Origin of the sequence: Lentilactobacillus sp. TOM.63, assembly GCF_030361045.1 — a bacterium.
In the GTDB taxonomy this organism is placed as follows: domain Bacteria; phylum Bacillota; class Bacilli; order Lactobacillales; family Lactobacillaceae; genus Lentilactobacillus; species Lentilactobacillus dabitei.
In genome coordinates, this window is record NZ_JAUCAP010000046.1 from 1 (window position 1) to 19,884 (window position 19,884).

17 protein-coding genes and 4 pseudogenes are annotated in these 19,884 nt (G+C 38.7%); 6 read left to right on the forward strand and 15 right to left on the reverse strand.

The annotated features are described in order from the left end of the window. Positions 1-447: 447 nt before the first annotated feature. From rpiA to QUF07_RS09385, 6 genes are all read right to left on the reverse strand, one after another. Complete coding sequence (gene rpiA / locus QUF07_RS09360; protein ID WP_289427269.1) at positions 448-1,131, reverse strand: ribose-5-phosphate isomerase RpiA; 684 nt, start codon at positions 1,129-1,131, stop codon at positions 448-450. A 100-nt stretch (positions 1,132-1,231) separates the two neighbouring features. After that, the gene (ptsP, locus tag QUF07_RS09365) at positions 1,232-2,965 is read right to left on the reverse strand and encodes a phosphoenolpyruvate--protein phosphotransferase (protein WP_080291169.1); all 1,734 of its coding nucleotides are present in this window, start codon (positions 2,963-2,965) and stop codon (positions 1,232-1,234) included. A gap of 30 nt (positions 2,966-2,995) precedes the next feature. Next, entirely contained in the window at positions 2,996-4,969 is a 1,974-nt protein-coding gene (tkt, locus tag QUF07_RS09370; protein ID WP_289427270.1) for a transketolase, read from the reverse strand. Positions 4,970-4,997: 28 nt separating this feature from the next. Further along, a complete protein-coding gene (ulaA, locus tag QUF07_RS09375) occupies positions 4,998-6,368 on the reverse strand; it encodes a PTS ascorbate transporter subunit IIC (RefSeq protein ID WP_289427271.1) in 1,371 nt (456 codons plus the stop codon). Between the two features lie 27 nt (positions 6,369-6,395). Continuing rightward, positions 6,396-6,701, reverse strand: coding sequence for a PTS sugar transporter subunit IIB (locus tag QUF07_RS09380; protein WP_008857741.1), 306 nt, complete (start codon positions 6,699-6,701; stop codon positions 6,396-6,398). Between the two features lie 20 nt (positions 6,702-6,721). Further along, the gene (locus tag QUF07_RS09385) at positions 6,722-7,180 is read right to left on the reverse strand and encodes a PTS sugar transporter subunit IIA (protein ID WP_040471856.1); all 459 of its coding nucleotides are present in this window, start codon (positions 7,178-7,180) and stop codon (positions 6,722-6,724) included. 144 nt (positions 7,181-7,324) lie between these two features. On the opposite strand from QUF07_RS09385, the gene QUF07_RS09390 reads away from it, so the two are divergent. Beyond that, the gene (locus tag QUF07_RS09390) at positions 7,325-9,370 is read left to right on the forward strand and encodes a BglG family transcription antiterminator (RefSeq protein WP_289427273.1); all 2,046 of its coding nucleotides are present in this window, start codon (positions 7,325-7,327) and stop codon (positions 9,368-9,370) included. Here QUF07_RS09390 and QUF07_RS09395 read toward each other — a convergent pair. The 3 genes and pseudogenes from QUF07_RS09395 to mobQ all read right to left on the reverse strand — a co-directional run bounded on the left by QUF07_RS09395 (position 9,367) and on the right by mobQ (position 12,831). Continuing rightward, positions 9,367-10,155: pseudogene (locus QUF07_RS09395) on the reverse strand (IS5 family transposase). The gene QUF07_RS09390 and the pseudogene QUF07_RS09395 sit on opposite strands and share 4 nt — an antisense overlap. A gap of 49 nt (positions 10,156-10,204) precedes the next feature. Then, a pseudogene (locus QUF07_RS09400) lies at positions 10,205-10,648 on the reverse strand (DNA topoisomerase); the annotation flags it as partial. A 119-nt stretch (positions 10,649-10,767) separates the two neighbouring features. Further along, entirely contained in the window at positions 10,768-12,831 is a 2,064-nt protein-coding gene (gene mobQ / locus QUF07_RS09405; protein WP_289427274.1) for a MobQ family relaxase, read from the reverse strand. A gap of 271 nt (positions 12,832-13,102) precedes the next feature. Between mobQ and QUF07_RS09410 the strand changes: the two genes are divergently transcribed. Both QUF07_RS09410 and QUF07_RS09415 read left to right on the forward strand, forming a co-directional pair. Continuing rightward, positions 13,103-13,312, forward strand: coding sequence for a hypothetical protein (locus tag QUF07_RS09410; protein ID WP_021816943.1), 210 nt, complete (start codon positions 13,103-13,105; stop codon positions 13,310-13,312). A gap of 19 nt (positions 13,313-13,331) precedes the next feature. Beyond that, complete coding sequence (locus QUF07_RS09415) at positions 13,332-13,613, forward strand: hypothetical protein (RefSeq protein WP_289427276.1); 282 nt, start codon at positions 13,332-13,334, stop codon at positions 13,611-13,613. On the opposite strand, the pseudogene QUF07_RS09420 reads toward QUF07_RS09415, so the two are convergent. The 3 genes and pseudogenes from QUF07_RS09420 to QUF07_RS09430 form a co-directional block, all read right to left on the reverse strand. Beyond that, positions 13,600-14,291: pseudogene (locus QUF07_RS09420) on the reverse strand (ATPase). The gene QUF07_RS09415 and the pseudogene QUF07_RS09420 sit on opposite strands and share 14 nt — an antisense overlap. A 1-nt stretch (position 14,292) precedes the next feature. Then, the gene (locus QUF07_RS09425; RefSeq protein ID WP_289427277.1) at positions 14,293-14,490 is read right to left on the reverse strand and encodes a hypothetical protein; all 198 of its coding nucleotides are present in this window, start codon (positions 14,488-14,490) and stop codon (positions 14,293-14,295) included. Between the two features lie 150 nt (positions 14,491-14,640). Further along, a complete protein-coding gene (locus tag QUF07_RS09430; protein ID WP_289427278.1) occupies positions 14,641-15,741 on the reverse strand; it encodes a replication initiator protein A in 1,101 nt (366 codons plus the stop codon). A gap of 942 nt (positions 15,742-16,683) precedes the next feature. Here QUF07_RS09430 and prgP point away from each other — a divergent pair. After that, positions 16,684-17,595, forward strand: a complete 912-nt coding sequence (prgP, locus tag QUF07_RS09435; RefSeq protein ID WP_082619689.1) for a ParA superfamily DNA segregation protein PrgP — start codon at positions 16,684-16,686, stop codon at positions 17,593-17,595. Next, positions 17,579-17,860 (forward strand): DNA segregation protein PrgO, encoded by a 282-nt coding sequence (prgO, locus tag QUF07_RS09440; RefSeq protein ID WP_056981140.1) that lies wholly within the window; start codon positions 17,579-17,581, stop codon positions 17,858-17,860. The genes prgP and prgO overlap by 17 nt, the downstream gene beginning before the upstream one ends. A 266-nt stretch (positions 17,861-18,126) precedes the next feature. On the opposite strand, the gene QUF07_RS09445 is transcribed toward prgO, so the two are convergent. Together QUF07_RS09445 and QUF07_RS09450 are read right to left on the reverse strand one after the other, a co-directional pair. Further along, positions 18,127-19,017, reverse strand: coding sequence for an IS3 family transposase (locus tag QUF07_RS09445; RefSeq protein WP_353960963.1), 891 nt, complete (start codon positions 19,015-19,017; stop codon positions 18,127-18,129). 5 nt (positions 19,018-19,022) lie between these two features. After that, positions 19,023-19,274, reverse strand: a complete 252-nt coding sequence (locus QUF07_RS09450; protein ID WP_289427280.1) for a transposase — start codon at positions 19,272-19,274, stop codon at positions 19,023-19,025. Between the two features lie 89 nt (positions 19,275-19,363). On the opposite strand from QUF07_RS09450, the pseudogene QUF07_RS09455 reads away from it, so the two are divergent. Further along, positions 19,364-19,459, forward strand: a pseudogene (locus QUF07_RS09455) (CsbD family protein); the annotation flags it as partial. A gap of 123 nt (positions 19,460-19,582) precedes the next feature. On the opposite strand, the gene QUF07_RS09460 reads toward QUF07_RS09455, so the two are convergent. Beyond that, on the reverse strand, positions 19,583-19,884 hold a 302-nt coding region (locus QUF07_RS09460), incomplete at its 5' end, for an IS3 family transposase (RefSeq protein ID WP_289427281.1).

Sequence of the window (19,884 nt, forward strand, 5' to 3'; positions counted from 1 at the left end):
AAAGCTGGTCGAATTAATTCAAATTGTTGCCGAGTAATATTGCTGGGATAATTTTTCATAGCTTAAACTCGCTTTTTTACATAGAAGTATATCAAAAATCATAGATCTTGGACAGCTTCTAAAGAACAAGGACTTGTTGAAATAATCGTTGTTGGTGGATCAATCACGGGTGATCCGAACCCAAAGGAACAGCTGGAACGATTTTTGCATATTATTAAGTAGAATACTTTGGTTTATTATTGCTAGGAGAGGAAATAGAAGAATTTAATCAATATATTTGTGGTGATCAAAGTTGCCATCACAAACGGAACAGCGATTAATCTTCTTTTTTTATTGGTAAAGAAAACAACACCCCAATATTTAGTTGATTATGTTCATCTAAATATCGGGGTGTTTTATAATTGTAAGTCTCTCTTTACAAATTAACGATTAATCATTCATAGGCTACTATCTTGCATGTAAAATTTCTGGGCCAGTTTCACGACCAACAATTACTGTATTAACAATATCCAAAAACAAACCATGTTCAACGACTCCGGTCATATGATCCAAACTCGCAGCAACTTCTTGAGGATTATTAATTTTGTTCATATGCAAATCAATAATATAATTATTTGAATCTGTCATTACATAATGATTATTTTTCATTCGAAACTTTGGATGATAGCCACTAACCTCCAAGCGTTTGAAAAGCTGCTTACTACCATAAGGAATTACTTCAAGTGGCAACGGGAATGATCCAAGTTGATCTGCCATCTTACTTTCGTCAACGATCCACATATTCTTTTCAGAATTAATCGCAACGATTTTTTCCCAGAGATGAGCACCACCGCCACCCTTAATTCCTTGAAAATTAGGATCGATTTGATCAGCACCATCAATTGTTAAATCGATGTGGTCAACCTCATCAACTCCCTTAGTTTCAATTCCTAAATCGCTTGCTTGCTTTTTCGTTCTTTCAGAAGTTGGGACACCAACAATGGATAGCCCTTCATCTTTAACTCGCTTTCCTAAAGCATCTACCATAAATCTGACTGTTGATCCTGTCCCCAAGCCAACTACCATACCATCCTTAATGAATTTAACTGCTTCCTCGCCAACTAATTTCTTCAGCTCATCTTGATGTGTCATCGTAAAATTCTCCTTTATTTATATGTACAACAAGAGGCTGAAACAAATTCCTGTTGGACTCATCGTTTCAACCTCTTGCTTGTATGACTGTCATTAATGATTATTGGGTAACACCCGTGAGACGTTTGTTAACTAATGATTCAACTTCATCAGCTGTTTGGCACTTCGCTAAAACCTCGTCGACAATAGTTGAACATTCGCCTGTGGTAAGGCCTCTCATCTGGCTTCGAGACCTTAAAATTGAACTAGAACTCATCGAATACTCATCAAGCCCCATTCCCAAAAGAAGTGGTAATGCCCGTTGGTCGCCGGCCATTTCACCACACATTGCTGCAATCTTACCCTCAGCATGTGCCGAATCAATAACATGTTTAATCAACCTTAAGAGAGCAGGGTTCAGTGGTTGGTAAAGATACGAAACCGCATCGTTACCTCGATCAGCTGCAAAGGAATACTGAATCAAATCGTTAGTGCCGACGCTAAAGAAATCAACTTCCTTTGCAAATTGATCCGCAAAAATCGCAGCTGCTGGAATTTCAATCATAATTCCAAGCTTAATATCATCACCAAGACCTGGAGCATCTTGTTGTAATTTTTGCTTTTCTTCCATAAAGACTTGTTTAGCCTTACGAAATTCATCCAGCGTCGCAATCATTGGAAACATAATTCTAAGCTGGCCAAACTTTGATGCCCTGATTAAAGCACGCAACTGTGTTCTAAAGATATTCTGGCGATCAAGTGAAATTCGAATTGCCCGGTAGCCCAAAAATGGATTCATTTCTTCAGGCAATGGCAGATATGGTAATGGTTTGTCACCGCCAATATCCATCGTCCGAATAACAACTGGCTTGCCGTTCATCGATTCAGCAACCTTTTTATACGACTCAAACTGCTGGTCTTCCGTTGGCAGAGAATCGCTATCCATATACAGGAATTCTGTTCTAAACAGGCCCACTGCATCTGCACCAGCTTTTAGCGCATCATCAACGTCTGCTGGGGTACCGATATTGGCCGCAATTTCAAACTGCTTACCATCTTTTGAAACTGAAGGCGCATCGACTAACTTCGCCCATTCAGCCTTTTGGGTCGCAAATTCAGTCGCCTTTTGTTCATATTCGCTAACTTCGACCTGCGATGGATTGACAATCGCAACCCCGTTCAGCCCATCAAGAATCAGCTGATCACCGTTAGCAATCTCGATAGTAGCCTTCTCGGATCCAACCACTGCCGGAATTTCAAGTGTCCGCGACATGATAGCCGAATGACTGGTTCGACCACCCATGTCAGTAATCATTCCTTTAATATACTTCTTATTCATCTGAGAAGTATCTGAAGGCGTGATCTCATGGGCAACAATAATCACCGGACTGTTTATTGAAGCAAGATTCGGCAATTGTTTACCAAGCAGGTGACTTAATGCCCGTTTGGAAATATCTTTAACATCTGCTGCTCGTTCTTGCATATACTTATTGTCGGTCATTGCAGCCAACGTCTCAGCAAAGTTAGTCGTCACATCAACTAACGCCTGTTCTGCGTTAACCTTATCAGTCTTAATTTCATCCTCGATCTGCTTAATCATATCTGGATCAGATAACATCGCAATATGAGCATCAAACACTGCAACTTCATCTTCACCAAGGCTAGCTTTTGCATTCTGTTTGATCTTTTTTAACTCTTCAATGGAATTATCAAAGGAAGCATGAAGTCGCTTAATTTCTGCAGCGTCATCTGAGATGGTCTGTTTTTTAAAGCTTAAATCCGGATCAACCAACAAGTAGGCTTTGGCAATACCAATTCCATCGCTGGCAGCAATTCCACTAACTTTCTTGGACAAAATCTTCCCTCCTTATTAGCTTTACAATGCTTAAAATTTATCCCATAGTTTTTTGAAAGTATTAACAACATTTTCTGTGTTAAAGCCATAGCTATCAACCACTTTTGGTCCTTTACCACTTGCCCCAAAGCGATCAACACCAATAATTGCGCCTTTAAGACCCGTGAATTGTGACCATACGAAGCTGGTTCCCATTTCAATAGCAACCCGGTGTTCAACATCAGGTGGCAAAACGGAATCTCTATATTCTTGACTTTGTCGGTTAAACAACTCAATACATGGCATTGAGACAACTCGAACGTCAAAGTTCAGTTCACTTAATTTGTTTTGAGCTTCTAAAGCAAGGTGAACTTCGGAACCGCTAGCAATCAAAATGCCATCTGGCGTTGCAGCAGTAGAATCAGAAAGTATATAACCACCCTTAGCAACTGGAGCAGCCAGCGTTTCCTTTAGCACGGGCAATTTCTGCCGCGAAGTCACCAGGATATTCGGTTTGTCAGTTGTTTCACCAATAACTTTCCAAGCAGCTTCCGTTTCATTTGCATCTGCGGGTCGAATAACATTAACATTTGGAATTGCTCGTAAGCCAACTAACTGTTCAATTGGTTCGTGTGTTGGGCCATCTTCACCAACTGCTAATGAGTCATGGGAATAAATAAAAATTGATGGCAAATGCTGGATTGCTGCAAGTCGGATAGCTGCCTTCATGTAATCGCTGAAGACGAAGAAGGTACTTCCAAAAGCTCGACTTCCGCCATGAAGATTAATTCCATTAACGGCAGCTCCCATTCCAAACTCCCGAACACCGAAGAAAATATTTCTTCCACTAGGGTTTTCATCGGTAAAATCACCATCATCTTTTAAGTAAGTCTTATTAGATGAAGATAAATCAGCCGCGCCACCCCAGAACTGGGGATTTTTATCCGCAACCTGTTGTAAAAGCTCAGAACTTGCAACCCGGGTAGCGATCTCATCTCCCGGCTTGTAAGATGTCTTAATGCTACTTGTATCCAAAGTATTGGCCCGTAGTTGCCCAGCTTCTGCTGGATATTCATACGAATACTTGTTAAACAAATCTTTCCAGTCACTGTAGGCAACACTCTTAAGGTTAACGAAATTATCGTACATATCATAGATATCTTTTGAAAATTCGAATGGTGCTAAATCCCAATGGTAATTTTCTCGAGTTTTTTCGACGTTTTCTGGTCCCATAGCTGCACCATGGACTTTATTGGTACCTGCCAATGGTGTCCCATAGCCAATAACCGTTTTTACTTCAATAAACGAAGGCTGGTCCGTTCTCTTTGCAGATTCAATTGCAGATTGAATGGCATCAAGATCATTACCATCTTTTACATAGCTATAATCCCAGCCAGCTGCCTTGACGCGCCCCGCAACATCTTCCTCTGTACTCAAACTAAGTGGTCCATCTAATGAAATGTCATTTGAATCATACAAAACAATTAATTTACTCAGCTTCTTATCGCCGGCAATATTTAAGGCTTCATGGCTCAATCCTTCCATCAAGTCACCATCACCAACAAGTGCATACGTATAATGATCGATAATGTTATAATCCGGACGATTATAAACATTAGCTAAGTGTCGTTCAGCAATAGCCATCCCAACAGCCATCCCAAGGCCCTGAGCCAAAGGACCAGTCGTTGCATCGATGCCTTCAGTATGACCGAACTCTGGATGACCCGGAGTCCTTGACCCTAATTGACGAAATTGTTTAATATCATCCATTGAGACACTGAATTTATTGAAATGAAGCAGACTATATAGCAATGCTGATCCATGACCTGCAGATAAGACAAACCGGTCGCGGTTCAACCACTTTGGATCCTTAGGATTAAAATTCATCATTTTTTCCCAAAGAACATATGCCATTGGTGCAGCATCAATTGGCAGTCCTGGATGACCACTCTTAGCTTTTTCAATCATATCAATGCTTAAAAATCTGAGCGCATTAACCGCTTTCATTTCATCTGGTGAACTCATAAAACTGCCTCCTATTTATATCTTATAATTAATCTTGATTTGCTTTGGTAGACTTTGCTCGCTGAGTGAGAATTGCACTAAGAATAAGAACACAGGCAAGAAATCCTAAAATTCCAACAATCAGTGCAATCTTTCCAAACCCACCTAAGTTTCCTAACAAGATCCCGGGAATTAAGTAGTCTGTATCAGCAAACGTTGATGCAGCTAGTTTCAAACCACCAAGAACTGGTAGAATAAATAATGGTAACCAGCTAATAATCAAACTATTAACCGTGGCACCAATGATTGCACCTCGACGACCACCAGCAGCATTTCCGTAAATACCCGCTGCGGCGCCACAGAAGAAGTGACCAACAACTCCAGGAATAATAACAGTGGTGCCCATCGCAATCATTCCAAACATTGATAAAGTACCAACGATAAAACTAACAAAGAACCCTAGTAAAACAGCATTTGGTGCATATGGGAAAATAATTGGAACATCAAGAGCTGGCTTGGAATTAGGAACAAGCTTTTGAGCAATCCCTTGGAATGCCGGGATAATTTCACCCAAAATCATTCGAACTCCTTGCAGAACAACAACGAACCCAGCAGCGAATGTACCAGCCTGAATCATTGCATAAATAATGTAATTATTCCCTGCACTTAAATTCTTTTCAACAAATTGGGGGCCCGCCATAATAGCTAAAATAATGTAAACAATCCCCATTAATAATGTGATTGAAACTGTTGAATCACGTAGGAATCCTAAACTTTGAGGAATCTTTAAATCTTCTGTACTCTTTTTAGGATCACCGAACCATTTTCCCATTAACCCGGAAATGGCATAACCAATATTACCTGTATGACCCATCGCAACTTCATCGCCGCCTGTAATCTTACGCATGAACGGCTGGCAAAGTGCGGGTGTTACCGTTAATAAAGTCCCTTCAAAAATACCGCCAAGTACAATTGTTTGCCATCCTGATCCAAGGTGTGCACTGACCAAAATAACGGCAGTCAAACACGATACATAAAGCATTGCTTGCCCGGTAAGGAAGATATACTTAAATCGTGTAAATCTTGCTAATAGAATATTAACAATCATACCAACCAACATAATTAAAGCAGTTGTCGTCCCATATTTAACAAGGGCAATCGCAACCACGGCTTCATTACTTGGAACAACTCCTTGAACATGTAAAGCAAATTTGAACATTGAAGCAAACGGTGTCAATGAATTACTTAGAATTCCAGCACCACCAATCAGAACCAAGAACCCAGCGAAAGTCTTAATTGTTCCCTGGATAACTTCAGTACTCTTTTTCTTTTGAAGTAATAATCCCAGCATCGCAATCAAAGCAACCAACATAGCTGGTTGGGTTGCAATACTGACGAACAGATTTAATATTGCTTTCATAACTTAGAACCCCCTGCGGCTGTTAGCCTACTTAGCATCGTATTTAATATTCTCTCGATCCAAAATATCGTTAACATGCTCTTTAGTCTCATTCTTATCAATTAGACTCTTAAGCAAAACAACTTTATCTTTTGGAAGTGAACTAACGGCGTTAGCGAGGGTAGATTCTACAAAGAAATAGTCTGCTGCATTTGCTGAAGCACTACCAACATCTGAATGATCAACTTGGATATTGCTTGTATCAACATTTTCATCCTTCATAATTGCCTGAATATTCATCTGAACCATAAAGCTTGTACCTAAACCACTTTGGCAAACTGCTAAAATTTTCATAATTGTTCCTCCTAATGTTGTTACTCTTCTGTTTTATCGGCCTCTCCCAAGGCTTCAATCAACTCATCTACTGACTTTGCTTCTAACAATTTATTCAAAATATCGTTATTTGTTAGAACTGCCATCAGTTGCTGAATAACACTTAAATGACTATTACTATCGGTCGCTGCCAAAACAAACCAAAGTTTAACCGGATGATCTTCGCTAACCAAATCGACTGATGAATTCGTCTTTAGTAATGACAAACCAATCTTGTGAACATTATCGCTTGGTCTAGCATGCGCAAGTGCAATTTGTGGTCCAATATTGATATATGGTCCCTCTTCTTGTACAACGTCAATCATTGAATCAACATATGCGTTTTCAACAAATTTTAGATCAACTAGGGGCTGGGCGGCCTTGCGAATCGCGTCTTCCCATTTATAACTACCGCCGTCTTTAATTTGTATTGTATGCGCATTCAATAAATCCGATAACAAACCATTCACCTCCACAGATAAATTAATATTTAACTACCCTATTACAGTTAAGAGTATATATATTGATTAATCTGTTCACAAGTGCAATAATAGCATCATAAAAAGTGCAACTTTGTAACTACTTATTAGTGGGGAATTTTATTTATGATTAAATTTAGTAAATACAAGCACGGTAATGAGCTATTAAATATTTTGTCACAATCGGATACGTTTACCCCCGTTTCTGATTTAATGGATTCCTTAAGCTTGTCTCGACGAAGTGTTTTTTACTTAATCAAGAAAATCAATGAAGAATTGGATGATCATGAATTATATGGGATTACTAACGTTCAAAATATGGGTTATTACATTCCTGATGAAACTCGTCAGGAATTGCAAAACGTAAATAGCACTCCCGTATTCAGTGGTCTAACACTTTCTCAGAGGGTTATGTTAATTACTTTCGTCCTAATATCACGACATTATTCCTCACTCATGTTCTTATCATCATATTTATCAGTTTCTAAAAATACGATCATTAGAGATTTAACGTCTGTTGAAAGTATCCTCAAAAAACAACATTTAGGTATTACCAATACTAGTAAGGGAAAAGTGGTTGTTGGCGATGAATTAAATAAGCGTAAATGGGTATATGAAAATGCCGACGAACTCATAGAATTATATAATCAGCAAACTAGAATTCCTATTAACAACATGGTTCTTAAACAATTAAAACTTTTGGAAAGAATTACTGGCAATGCATTGACTGACGATGCTAGAGAAATGCTTAAACATTATATAACGTGGTATCTTAAGCGTTTGGAAGATCCAAGCATGCGTCTGGTAGATCAAAAACCAGATCCTCATTATTCGCTCGCCTTCACATGGGCCAACAGCTTGCTACATGATAATCAAATTGAAAATCGATCTGAAGCAGAATACCTGGCACGGTTTGTAAACTCTCGGCAATTCTCCTTCGTCAATTGGAACGATCCACTAATTCAAATCCTGAAGCCAATTACTAATTCAATTATTCAACGATTCAACGAAGTCGCAGGTGTTTCAATTAATCCAACTCAAAATTCATTGGTTAATAATCTCACTGTTCATCTACTTTCAACGTATTATCGTGTTAAGTTCAATATCAATTATCGTCATCCAAGCCTCAAACAAATTAAGGAAAGTTACCAAGAAACCTTTGATCTCACAAGGCTAGCAGTCCAACCCTTTGAAACATTTCTAAACAAACAACTCTCTGACGATGAAATTGCTCTAATCGCACTTTACTTCGGAGGGGTACTTAGAAATGCATACTCAACTGTTTCTAACTCTGGTGAAGTTCTTGTAGTTTGTTCCAGCGGTATCGGAACGTCACAGTTATTACTAAAGAAGCTCAGAACAGCTTACCCATCAGTTAACTTTTCCGGTCCAATGAATGTTATCCAATATGAAAATAGTACGCTAGCGCGAATAAAGTTAGTGATTAGTACAATCCACTTACATTCCAAAAAACAAATTCCCATTATCAGTGTCTCCGCATTACCATCAGGCATCGAATGGAACACCATTAATCAGGCATTGATTATGGCCAATTTAACTGCCAGAGACTCAATCCCACAAATTAACGTTGGTACACTTATCGACATCATTGCAAACTATTCCAAAATAGTTGATGCTAACGGATTAAAAAGTGCATTACGTACCTACCTCTCACAAACAACTCACAAAGAACCAACGGCACTTAACAGAACGCATGACGCCCCGATTTTATCTGAAAAGGATGTCCAGATCGTACCTCATGTCGATCATTGGGAGGATGCTATCCAATATTCAATGGATCCCTTGCAAGAAAGTGGCCAAATTAGTCAAGATTATATTAATAAAATTATTGATTTGACAAAGAGACATGGCCCCTATATGGGATTAGGAAACGGCATCATGTTGGCTCATGCTTCCCCAAACGACGGTGTCACTCAATTAGGAATGAGTATTACCGTATTTAAGAAGCCTTTCGCTTTAACTGAATCCACTAAAAAAATTAAATTAGTGATTGGCTTAGCCCCAATAGACGAGCAACAACATCTTTCTTACCTTGGGTTATTAATGCGCTGGATCCAAGATAAAGACTGGCTAAACAACTTATACAGTATCAATGACAAAGATAAGCTCGTTGAACTCTTACAACATAGTCATTTATTAGAAGCTGTCTAAAATCTCTTAAGTAATAGTGCTAAAAACGCTAAAACGACCATTTGCAGACTGGTGGTTAATTGACGCTCACAATTTTTCCAAAGTCGCCGACAATTCTCTAGCCAACTAAAAGATCGTTCGACTACCCAACGTTGGGGCATGACTTCGAATCGATGCAACTCATTGCGCTTCGCAACCTGCACGGTTGCGTTTAAATTACTGGCTACATCGAGCTGAAAATTAACGCCTGAAATAACCACCATCAACTAAGACATTTTGAACCTGGCGTAAATGCATGGCATGTAAAGCGATCATTGCACTGGCTCCGTCTCGATCAGAGACGTTCGCTCGCGTCATGTGAATGGCCTGCGGAAAGCCATTGATATCAACTGCCAGATGGCGCTTAATCCCCGAGATTTTCTTACCAGCGTCGTAACCTTTGTTTTCAGCAGTAGCGGTGTTTTTGACGCTCTGAGCGTCAACAATAATAAAGGAAGTTAAAGCTGAACGTCCTTGGTAAGTTCGCCGAGCAATGACAATTTTTTTAAAACTTGTTTTAATAAGGAATCAGCCGTAGGCTCAGCTTTAGTTGACCAAATTTTGTAATAGTTGTAAACTGACCGCCATTCTGGGAAATCACCGGGGACTTGACGCCATTGGCAACCGGTTTTCAAGACATATAGGACCGCACAGAAGACCTCGTAGAGGTCATATTTTCGAGGCTTAGTTCGCTTACGAAAATTTTCTAAAGCTGGTCGAATTAATTCAAATTGTTGCCGAGTAATATTGCTGGGATAATTTTTCATAGCTTAAACTCGCTTTTTACATAGAAGTATATCAAAAATCATAGATCTTGGACAGCTTCTTAGAGACTAAACCCAGATACTTCGGCAGATTAGCCACTAAATAGTCAAATTCTTCATCAGTGATATAAGCACAATCCGTTCGGGGATAACTCAGCAACTTGGCTTCATATAAACTTTGAATGGCCGCTAAGGTTTGGCTGGCGCTAGCGTGATAACGTTTATTCATGGCACTCTGGAGACTGGATAGCGAGAATGGTTGGGGACTAGCACGCTTTTTGCCTTGTTTTTGGACGTCCTTGATAAAACCGTCCTGTGAGCCTTTCTGAACGTGTTTAGCCTGCATGAATGTCATTAGCCCTGTTTCGTCTTTAAATCGCTGATAGGGGTCTAATTTTGCGACAAATTTTTGCTGATTAGCAAGAATTTCAGCATTTAGTTCAAAATAGGGTTCCGGCTTAAAGTTTTTGATTGCCTGGTCTCTTTGATAGGCCATACACAAGGCTGGCAGCTATAGGTAACTAATCGGGCACGCTCTACGTACCAAATTTTTATCAATATAAAATACATTATGGGTTACCATTCATACCAATTAACCAGTCGCTAATTTTGTGATTACAAGTGCATGCCCCCATCTTCATGCCGGTTTCGAGTTTGGTGTTGCCGTTGCTTTTTCGTCATTGCCCACTCGGTCTCTTTTAAGCCGCGTTCTTGTTTTTGCCGTTGGTAATCTTCATCACGAGCATATAGAACAGTCATGATCGCGTCACTAAAGGCCGTCTTTAAGTAATAGTCTGGACTAACTGGCTTGTAGTTCAGTGGTTGATAATGTCCGATATTTGCTTTTCTGTACTGGTCGTCCTTGGCTTGTTGCTCTTTTAACTGCATTTGGATTTTCTCGATCTGACTGTTCTTAATCGTCGGATCAGCTTTGCATTCGCCAAAAAAGAGTTGTTTAGTACCATCATGCTTTAAAACCCGTTGTAAGTGATGATTTTCTAACTGATCTAAGCTAAGCTGTCCCGATAAATAAGCTAGTCCTTGTTGATGTTCTTGGGGACTGAACACCTGTGGTGGATTTGCTTGCCACTGTTCAATTGTTTCAGCCTGACATGGCTTTAAAACAGGATCATAGTACATCACGGCTGTATAGGCTTGTTCCTGTTTAATCAATGGCAATCCATCTAAATCGCCTTTGGGAAAGGCCCTTTTCAATACTTCATGGTATTGCGTTTTAATGACTTGCTTAACGGCCATGATTGCCCGTAGGTCTTTGACTGCTCGAGTAATCTTTTGCTGCTCGGTTGGTGAATACTTTTCTAGTAGACCTTGATCAACGTGTTCTAGACTTTCTAAGCTATCATCATGAATCATCAGCGTATATTTAAGCTTGATTTTGACTTCCTTTTCTTGTTGCATTAATAACTTCCAGCCAATGTATGGCCGTTTGGTAAAGGTCAATAATTGTCGGGTCAATAAATCATCACGAATATTCATTAAACGTTCGTTTAATTCACTGCCTTTGAAAATCGTTTGTTCACTATTAGTTTCTTTAATCAATTCCCGTCGTTCAGCCGCGGTTGTCTGTTCAAAATCAAGCTCTGGATAAAGTTTTTTAGTCGTGCGATCAACTACTTTATTTAAGAGCTCATCTGCTTTTTTTAGTGAACTTTCTTGTTGGTTAATTGTCAATAATTGCTTAGTGACATCTTCACCAACAGCGTGCTTAATTAAGGTACTGTTTTTCCAATTAAATAGCATGCGCCGCTTATCATCTAAACTTTCCAAACTAATATAAGTTTTCAGTTCGTGGCTTAACTCTTTGACCACTTTTTTCTCGTTAAACGAGAAGTGTTTACTTAGGCTATCCAAGTGGCCTCGATTAACTACTTTCTCCTGCATATTTTTATAGCCAGCTTTGGACTTACGATAGTTCTTAACTTGTTGATTAAATGCCTTTCTTTCATGCCGTTTGCTATTGATTCCCTCGTGTTGCATTGGTGTGTCAGCTATTCCCTGTTCCACAAATGATTTTTCACTGATCCGATCAGGAATGTTTTTTTGCTCTAAAACCTGATTGACACTAACTGCCCAATTGTGCCGCCATTCAGTTATTTTTTCTTTTTTATCCCAATCGACCATCAGTATCTTTCTACTCTTAGGGTACTTGCTAGTTCCGGTATATGTTTTGTTGCCATTATCATCTAAAATATATTGCTTTTTGCTCTTAATTCCCCATGTTCCATCTGAATTAAACGGCCGATTAGTTAACATCACATGAGCGTGCGGATTATCTGGGTGGTCGCGATGAATTGCCACGTCGGCTACCATGCCCTCATCAACAAAATTTTCTTGCACATATTTTGTCAGTAATTCTTTCTGTTCGGATTCACTTAATTCTACCGGTAAAGCCACGTTAAACTCTTTCGCATACCGAGAATTTGCTCGCCGATCTTTTCTTTCTACTTCGTTCCATAATTTTTCTCGATCACTGGCCCATGCTGGTGCATTTTTAGGCGTCAAAATAAAGCTTTCTGGCATGATCGATCGGGCATAAAAATAGTGGCGACCTTCTTGATCATCAAATAGCTTTTCACCACTTCGATAAGCGGCACTGGCAATCGCACTTCGTCCTTTATCAGCACTAATATTACTAAAACTCATGTGGAATATTGCCATGTCAGTCACCGTCTTCCTTTGATTCTATGGGTTTTGACCTTGTTGTCGCCATCGGCGACTTCTAATACAGGATTTTAGCACGATTTACCCCACAAGAATTTAGTGGGGTGTAAGTGCGCATTGACCTCGTTTCGCTCGGCCTGCTGATTCTCCTAAATTTACTTTTAGTGTATGCCTTCCGCTTCGCTATTTCAACTTCTATCCTTTGACTTAACATTCTCTGTATGATATAGTGTCGGTGATTATTTTTAATACGATTGGAGGGATCATTATGTCTCAAAGTAACTTAGAAAAACAAGAAGCCAAATTAAAACAGCTTAATCAAAAGATTAAAGCTGAAAAAAATAAAATTGAACAAAATCTCGGTAAGCAAATCATTAGATCAGCCAATTTGGATTATGGGACACTTACCACTCCACAGATTAAAATGATTGCTAAAAAAGTTGCCGCCTTTTTAAATCAAGCTCAAAATAACCGATAATAGTTAGGTGGTAATGACTATGCCTAATCAATATGAAAAACTAGTTGAGCAACAAGCGCGTTTAAAACAAAAAATTGAGCGAGAAGATTTTAAATTGCGGCAATCTAAATACTATGAAAATCGCCAAGCCCGCAAAGCCCGTTCTCGCCGATTAATTCAAAAAGGTGCTTTGCTCGAAAAATACTTTCAAGCTGATAACCTATCGGTCGAACAAACCGAAGAACTTTTAAAAATATTTGCCAATTACGTTAATGCCCATAAACCGAATAAATTCAAAAACGATCAACCTAATAATAACTAGGCCGATCGTTTTTATTTTCTGAATCATTCATGGGATTTCTAATTTTTAAATCTGAATTTTTTTTAACAAAGGAATTTAATTGTTTTTGAACGGCTGCTTCAAAGGTGATTTTGGGGCTTATTCAAGGAAAATCTCGCAAATTATTTTTAATTACCTGGTCATGCTCTCTTCTGTAAACTGATACAAATTTTTGGCTATTATCGCAGATCACGACGTTATCAGCTTTGAATGCAACTGCTGCTAAATTATAATTTGATTGATTATAGCGTTTTTTAACAACTTCATCTGGTACCCCGTGCCCACCTTTTTTGACCCGTTCATGAACTCGATTAATTGTTACTTTTTCGTTTTATAACGCCACGTATAAAAGTGTTACCTCAAAACCATTTTGGTGAGCCAGATCAATTAAATTCAATTGCGCCCTACCCTGGCCAGCCAAGGTTGTTTCAACATGGATACTCCGCCCGATATCTAAAGCCGCTGGAATTGTTTTATTTCTTCGCGCATTGCCCTAAAGTTATCACGATCTTTACGCCAATCGCCACCCATTTTTTGTAGGATTTCATCGGCATTTAATCGTTTGGAGTGAGTAAATAATTCGGGTCTCGCGCGATATAAAGTGCTTTTACCAGCGCCGTTTATACCAGCTACGATGAGGTATCTTTTTAGCTCACTCATGTTAAATCACGAAATGCTTTTCGTTGATAATTTTCTCTTGGCGTTTATCTAAGAGGTAAGTGTGTAACGCGTCAAACAACTTGCGCTTATCAGGATCTTGATTATGTGCTGCTTGTTCCCAAATGTCTTGAATATTGACTGCCCAGGGGTCAGCCAGCAATTGATCAATTGTTTCGATTCCTTTGCTGGGTTTGGTCATTTAAAAAGCTCCTTTCACATTCGCTTAGTTCAGTCATCGCCTGTTCAACCACTTAAGGCCCCTATTTTTGTTTCTAAGTGATTTTAAAGCAGTTTTAATATAATTATGCACTGCAACACTTAAAACGGCTTAAATGAGCCCATATGACGTTTAATTCCAAGAAGGCCCATTGTCAGTGTTCTGTTCTTCGGGGTGTTTGGCCGCATATTCTCTAGCCGCTTGTTTATTCCACCAAACGCCAAATAGGTTTTGCATGGTGCCGTATAAGTAGTTCTCCACGTTCTTGATATGCTTCTCATTGCTTCTTAGGGCGTTAAAGTAGCGTCTCAAGGCTTTAGTCATCAAAGGTTTAAGTTCTTCGTCGTCAAGCGGGATTAGAACCCCAATATCTTGATGATCCTTTTCAACTCGGTACTTAGCATTTAAGATAATGCCAATTAAGCGCCGCATTTGTTGCGGGGTACGGCACCAAAAACTAAGTAGTTGCACAGCTTCTGGTTCTAAGAAAACCGGTAAGCCACTGTCTTCATCAGTTAAGAAGTCATTAGCATGGTTCACCAAATCCTGGTTTTGCTTTTGAATTTCTGCTGGTGAGAAATTGGCTGTGGAAAAGTCCAACTTTTGAGTATCTATATTATATCTAGTAGTATCTATTTTTTTAGTATAGTCTAGATTCACCTGCATTTTGTCCTGTCCGCTCGTGGCAAGGGTTTCAACGTTTTTTTGTCGGGCTGTCATTTTGTCCTGTCCGCTCGTAGCAAGGGTTTCAGCCATCTCAATATTTTTTTGTCGGGCTGTCATTTTGTCCTGTCCGCTCGTAGCAAGGGTTTTAGCCGTCGTTTCGTTAAAACCATGTTTAGCATAAACATCTTTAGCGGTTACTTCTAAGTCTGATAAATATAGCCTGTTGGGTAAGTTCTTTTTCTTTTTCGGGTCAAATCCCATTTTTACTTGATACAATAAACTAGCTTCTTCCAATTCTCGTTTTACTCTTCCAATTTTTCGATCATTCCAACCAAAAATTTGATTAAGTTCTCGATTAGTAAAAATGAAATATACGCGTCCTTTTTCGTCGATCCAATTATTGTGTAAGGAATAGTCTAAACGATCACGTAATATCATATATCCTAATTTTGCACTGTCACTTAATTCTTTATATTCTTCACCGTAGAGCAAAACTTGTGGGAATTGAAAAAATCTCGTTCCATAAGCTTTTTTAGATTGAATAAAATTGAAATTTGTTTGATCCATTATCAAAACTCCCTTTCTTGACTGACACACGCTATCTCAAAAGAGAGTTGCTAAAACATTTGATTTGCTTTAAAATACAAATCTGATATGCTCTAAATGAATTACAAAGCTTTCATTGGTCTGGCGGCTTTGTAATTCATCAGCATGTGTCTGTTTGTGAGTTGCCCAGTCGGCAACTTTTTTAAGTTCTAACAACAAAAAATGGACTAAATAGCTCTGGTTAGCTACTTAGTCCATTGACTTTAACTTGTTTTTAACTATCCTTAACTTGTCCATTGGGACTGGTTTGCGGTATAATTAACCTACAAATTAAGAACAATGTTCAGTCGATTTTTACTTGGCGGTCTAAATCGACTGAATCTAAGTAGCTATACGACAGCTACTTGCTAAGCCTAAAATCCCTGATTCCTCATGAATCGGGGATTTTTTCTGCCTAGCTCGATCTATTATTCGGTTGTTAAATTACTTTGAATTTAGAATAGTGTTGTGTTCTCTAGCTGCAACTTTATTTAGGCTACGTTTCTTTAGGATGAAACCAATACGCGATAGAAGATATCATTAAACACTCCTGGATGGTTAAGTAAGTATCTATCGAAAACATTTAAAATCAAGAGAAGAAATAAGTGATGAATTACATAAGGCGGGCTTGGGTGTCCTTTCAGTTGTATTGAAAACTTAGTACTATCATGGACATGGTGTGCTAAATGAGTTATGCAAGTATAAGAACCGTATGTCTGAATTTAAAGCTTTTTTCCCCCCGATAATTTTTAATTAGGGTTTTTCTTATTATGTTTAAAGTGTAATCTTTTCCTTTAAAAAAAACAACAAAAAAAGGAAAAATATACTTTTGACAAACACTGATATAATCGGTATATTTAATATAGTCAATATACTAAATATATCAAATACATTGACTATATTAAATATATTTGGAGGAAAATAATGGGGAAAATTATTGTTCTAACTAACTTAAAGGGTGGCGTTGGAAAAACAACCGATACTGATATGATGGCGATTGTTGCTGCCAAAAAATCATTATTCAATAAAAAAGTCTTATTAATTGATGTTGATTTACAAGCAAATACAACATCAAATATGACTCGAACATTTGGAACAGTTGAATATCCTCAGTCATTTACAAAGGCCGTACAAAGTGGAACCTTAAACCAAGCTATATACCACTTAACAGATAATCTCGATCTTATCCCTGGTTCCCAAGGGACACATGACCTTAATGAATGGATTTTAGATAATTCGAAAACTAAGCGTTCGCGCTACATGTTTCTAAAAAAAATGATTGATGAAATTAAAAATAATTATGACTATATCTTTTTTGATGTTGCACCTTCAACAGATAATTCTGTAGATGCGATAACAATGACATCAGATTACATCGTAGCTGTGCAAGAGGTAAAAAGATTCAGTATGGATGGAACTAGCATGTTAATTGATACCTATCTACAACCAATGCTGAATGCATTTCCAGATGATGCACATTTTCAAGTTGCTGGAATTTTACCAACTATGTTTCAAACCAAACGCAAAAATCAATTAGAAAATTATCAAAAGACTGTGGATGTTTATGGAAAAGACAATGTGTTTTCTACAATTATAAAGAGGCATGATCGCCTAGAAGGATTTGGGGAACAAGGAATTTCACTGAACGATTATGAGGATCGTCGAATGTTTGCTTTATTCGCTGACTTATTTACAGAACTTGAAAAAAGAATTGCTTCATTTGAAAAATATGGTGACATTGTTGATTTCTCTTATACTCAAAAATATTATGATCCTCTAACCAATAAAACACTCCCATTAGGAAAGGAGATTACTCCAAATGGCTCTATTGAATAATCCAAAAAACAACAAAAAGCCGAGTGCCAAAGATATCAAAATTGATGACGACGTAAAAATTAGTTACGGTGATAAAGCATATAAAGCGCGAGATCGAAAGCCTGTACAGGTAGATCCGCCAGTACTCAGAATGATAAGAAGTATTTCATATGCCAAAGACATACCAATGTATGACGTAGTTAAAGTAGCAATGCAGGCATATTTGAACACGTTAAGTGAAAATGAACGTTTACTGTATGACAGAAGGAATCGGAAAGTATATTAAATATATTTAATATACTTAATATACAAAATATATTTGAGTGCAATAAGCAGCATAGTGTACAAGATATTTTACGCTCTCAACTGATGACAAGGTGCAATGTTTTTACGTTAATTAGGCTCATTGCCTAATAATAGGGGGAGCTGATGGATTGAAGTCAATATTTGAGACAGATTTTAAGAGACATTCAGAACCGCGTTTACCTGCCACAGCTCAAATAAATCATTAATCGCGATTAATAACTTATTTGAACCCTGGAAAGCATTAAATCAGGCGGCCATTTGGCTCGTAAGTGTTGCGATTTCAACTTGTAAGGGGGTCTGGTAGCCCAGTGAACTATGAATTCTCTTCCTATTGTAGAAAGCATGCACATATTCAAAAAGGACAGCAGCGGCAGTTTCATAATTCTCAAAGACCGGCACTGGATAAACACATTCCTTTTTGAGGGAAGCATGAAAAGATTCCATTGGTGCATTATCGTATGGACACCCCTTACGGCTGTAAGAGTGGCGGCTATGTAGTTCTGTTAACCGTTGGTTGTAATCATCGCTGGTGTACTGTGATCCTAAGTCTGTGTGGATAATCAGGTCCCCAGTAATGGTTCGATTTTTAACCGCGCTTTCCAGGGTCTTTAAGACTAAATCAGTAGCCATCTTTTTTGAGAATGAATAGCCGATAATTCGTCTTGAGTGCAGATCCATGATGGTTGATAAGTAACACCAGCCATTACGCTTCGTTTGAATATAGGTCATATCAGCGGTCCATTTTTGATTTAAACCAGTGGTCGAGAAATCCTGCTTAAGCAAGTTGGGACGCTGTTCAACCTTGGTTTTGGAAGCCGAAGCCGCTTTCCACTTATTGACGGTAACGGAGTGGATATCCAGTTCCTTCATGAGCCGGGAAATCCGTCGTGGACTGCACCGAAGCTGCAGTGGTTGAAGTTCCAGATTCAATTCATGGTGGATCTTCATAACACCGTATCGCTGCTTAAATTCCGCAAAGATCCGCAGAATCCGTTGTTTCAAGTCCGCATCTTCGGCCCGGCGTTTTGAAGGTTTGGGGGATCGATAACGATAATACTGAGCTCTGGAAACACCGAGGATTCGGCACATCTTGGTTACCTGGTGGTGATGGCTTTCTTGGTGAATGTAATCAAAGATATTGGTTACTTCTGCGCAAGGAAGCCCAGGGCTTTTTTTAGGATTTCGTTCTCCTCAGACAGCGAAGCCAGTCGCTTTTCCATCGCTTTGATTTCGTCTTGCGATTTACCGGATTGAGTTTTGGCCTGGCCCTGGATCCACTTATGAACGGTTGAATAGCCAATGCCATATTCTCTGGCCAGTTGGGCGGCTGATTCGCCTTGCTTATATAGGTTGATAATGTTTTGTTTGAATTCTTTGTCGTAACGAGTTGGCATGTAAAAACTCCTTCCTTTTGAGAGACGATTTATTCATTATACCCTCTCTTAAAAGTTGTCTCAGGAATCAGCTTACATCCAGAAAAGGCCAGGGACTTCTTGGTAAGGCTAAAGACAAAATTGCCGATGCTAAAGATGCCGTTAAAGACACTGTCGATGACCTCAAGAAAAAATCAGATAAGTAGTTTTTGATTTGCAGACAAGCTAATTAGGCTTGCCTGTTTTCTTTTTAACTAAATTAAAAACGCCCTATTTACGAAGACGCTGTTGAAGTGCAACAGAAAAGTTAGACAAGTTTAGATATTGATTTAAGCTACCATGGCTTGATTCCTGTATTCTACAGGGGTCAGGCCATTTTTATTCCTAGAAATTCTTTCATTATTGAACCACTGAATATATTGTTTTACCAATTTACGTAAAGCAGTAATATCATTAATTTGGTATCGATTGAGACACTCACGTTTCATCAGATTAAAGAAACTTTCAATTGGTGCGTTGTCATGGCAGTTTCCCTTTCGGGACATGCTTTGACAGATATTCATGTGCGTTAAGCGGCGTTGATAATCAGGAATTTGATACTGCCAACCTTGGTCCGAATGAAGAATCGGGC

Coding starts and splice junctions, on each gene's coding strand:
- rpiA (WP_289427269.1), bottom strand. CDS start 1,131: ATGACACATCAAGATGAGCTGAAGAAATTAGTTGGCGAGGAAGCAGTT.
- tkt (WP_289427270.1), bottom strand. CDS start 4,969: ATGAGTTCACCAGATGAAATGAAAGCGGTTAATGCGCTCAGATTTTTA.
- ulaA (WP_289427271.1), bottom strand. CDS start 6,368: ATGAAAGCAATATTAAATCTGTTCGTCAGTATTGCAACCCAACCAGCT.
- QUF07_RS09380 (WP_008857741.1), bottom strand. CDS start 6,701: ATGAAAATTTTAGCAGTTTGCCAAAGTGGTTTAGGTACAAGCTTTATG.
- QUF07_RS09390 (WP_289427273.1), top strand. CDS start 7,325: ATGATTAAATTTAGTAAATACAAGCACGGTAATGAGCTATTAAATATT.
- mobQ (WP_289427274.1), bottom strand. CDS start 12,831: ATGGCAATATTCCACATGAGTTTTAGTAATATTAGTGCTGATAAAGGA.
- QUF07_RS09410 (WP_021816943.1), top strand. CDS start 13,103: ATGTCTCAAAGTAACTTAGAAAAACAAGAAGCCAAATTAAAACAGCTT.
- QUF07_RS09415 (WP_289427276.1), top strand. CDS start 13,332: ATGCCTAATCAATATGAAAAACTAGTTGAGCAACAAGCGCGTTTAAAA.
- QUF07_RS09425 (WP_289427277.1), bottom strand. CDS start 14,490: ATGACCAAACCCAGCAAAGGAATCGAAACAATTGATCAATTGCTGGCT.
- QUF07_RS09430 (WP_289427278.1), bottom strand. CDS start 15,741: ATGGATCAAACAAATTTCAATTTTATTCAATCTAAAAAAGCTTATGGA.
- prgP (WP_082619689.1), top strand. CDS start 16,684: ATGGGGAAAATTATTGTTCTAACTAACTTAAAGGGTGGCGTTGGAAAA.
- prgO (WP_056981140.1), top strand. CDS start 17,579: ATGGCTCTATTGAATAATCCAAAAAACAACAAAAAGCCGAGTGCCAAA.
- QUF07_RS09450 (WP_289427280.1), bottom strand. CDS start 19,274: ATGCCAACTCGTTACGACAAAGAATTCAAACAAAACATTATCAACCTA.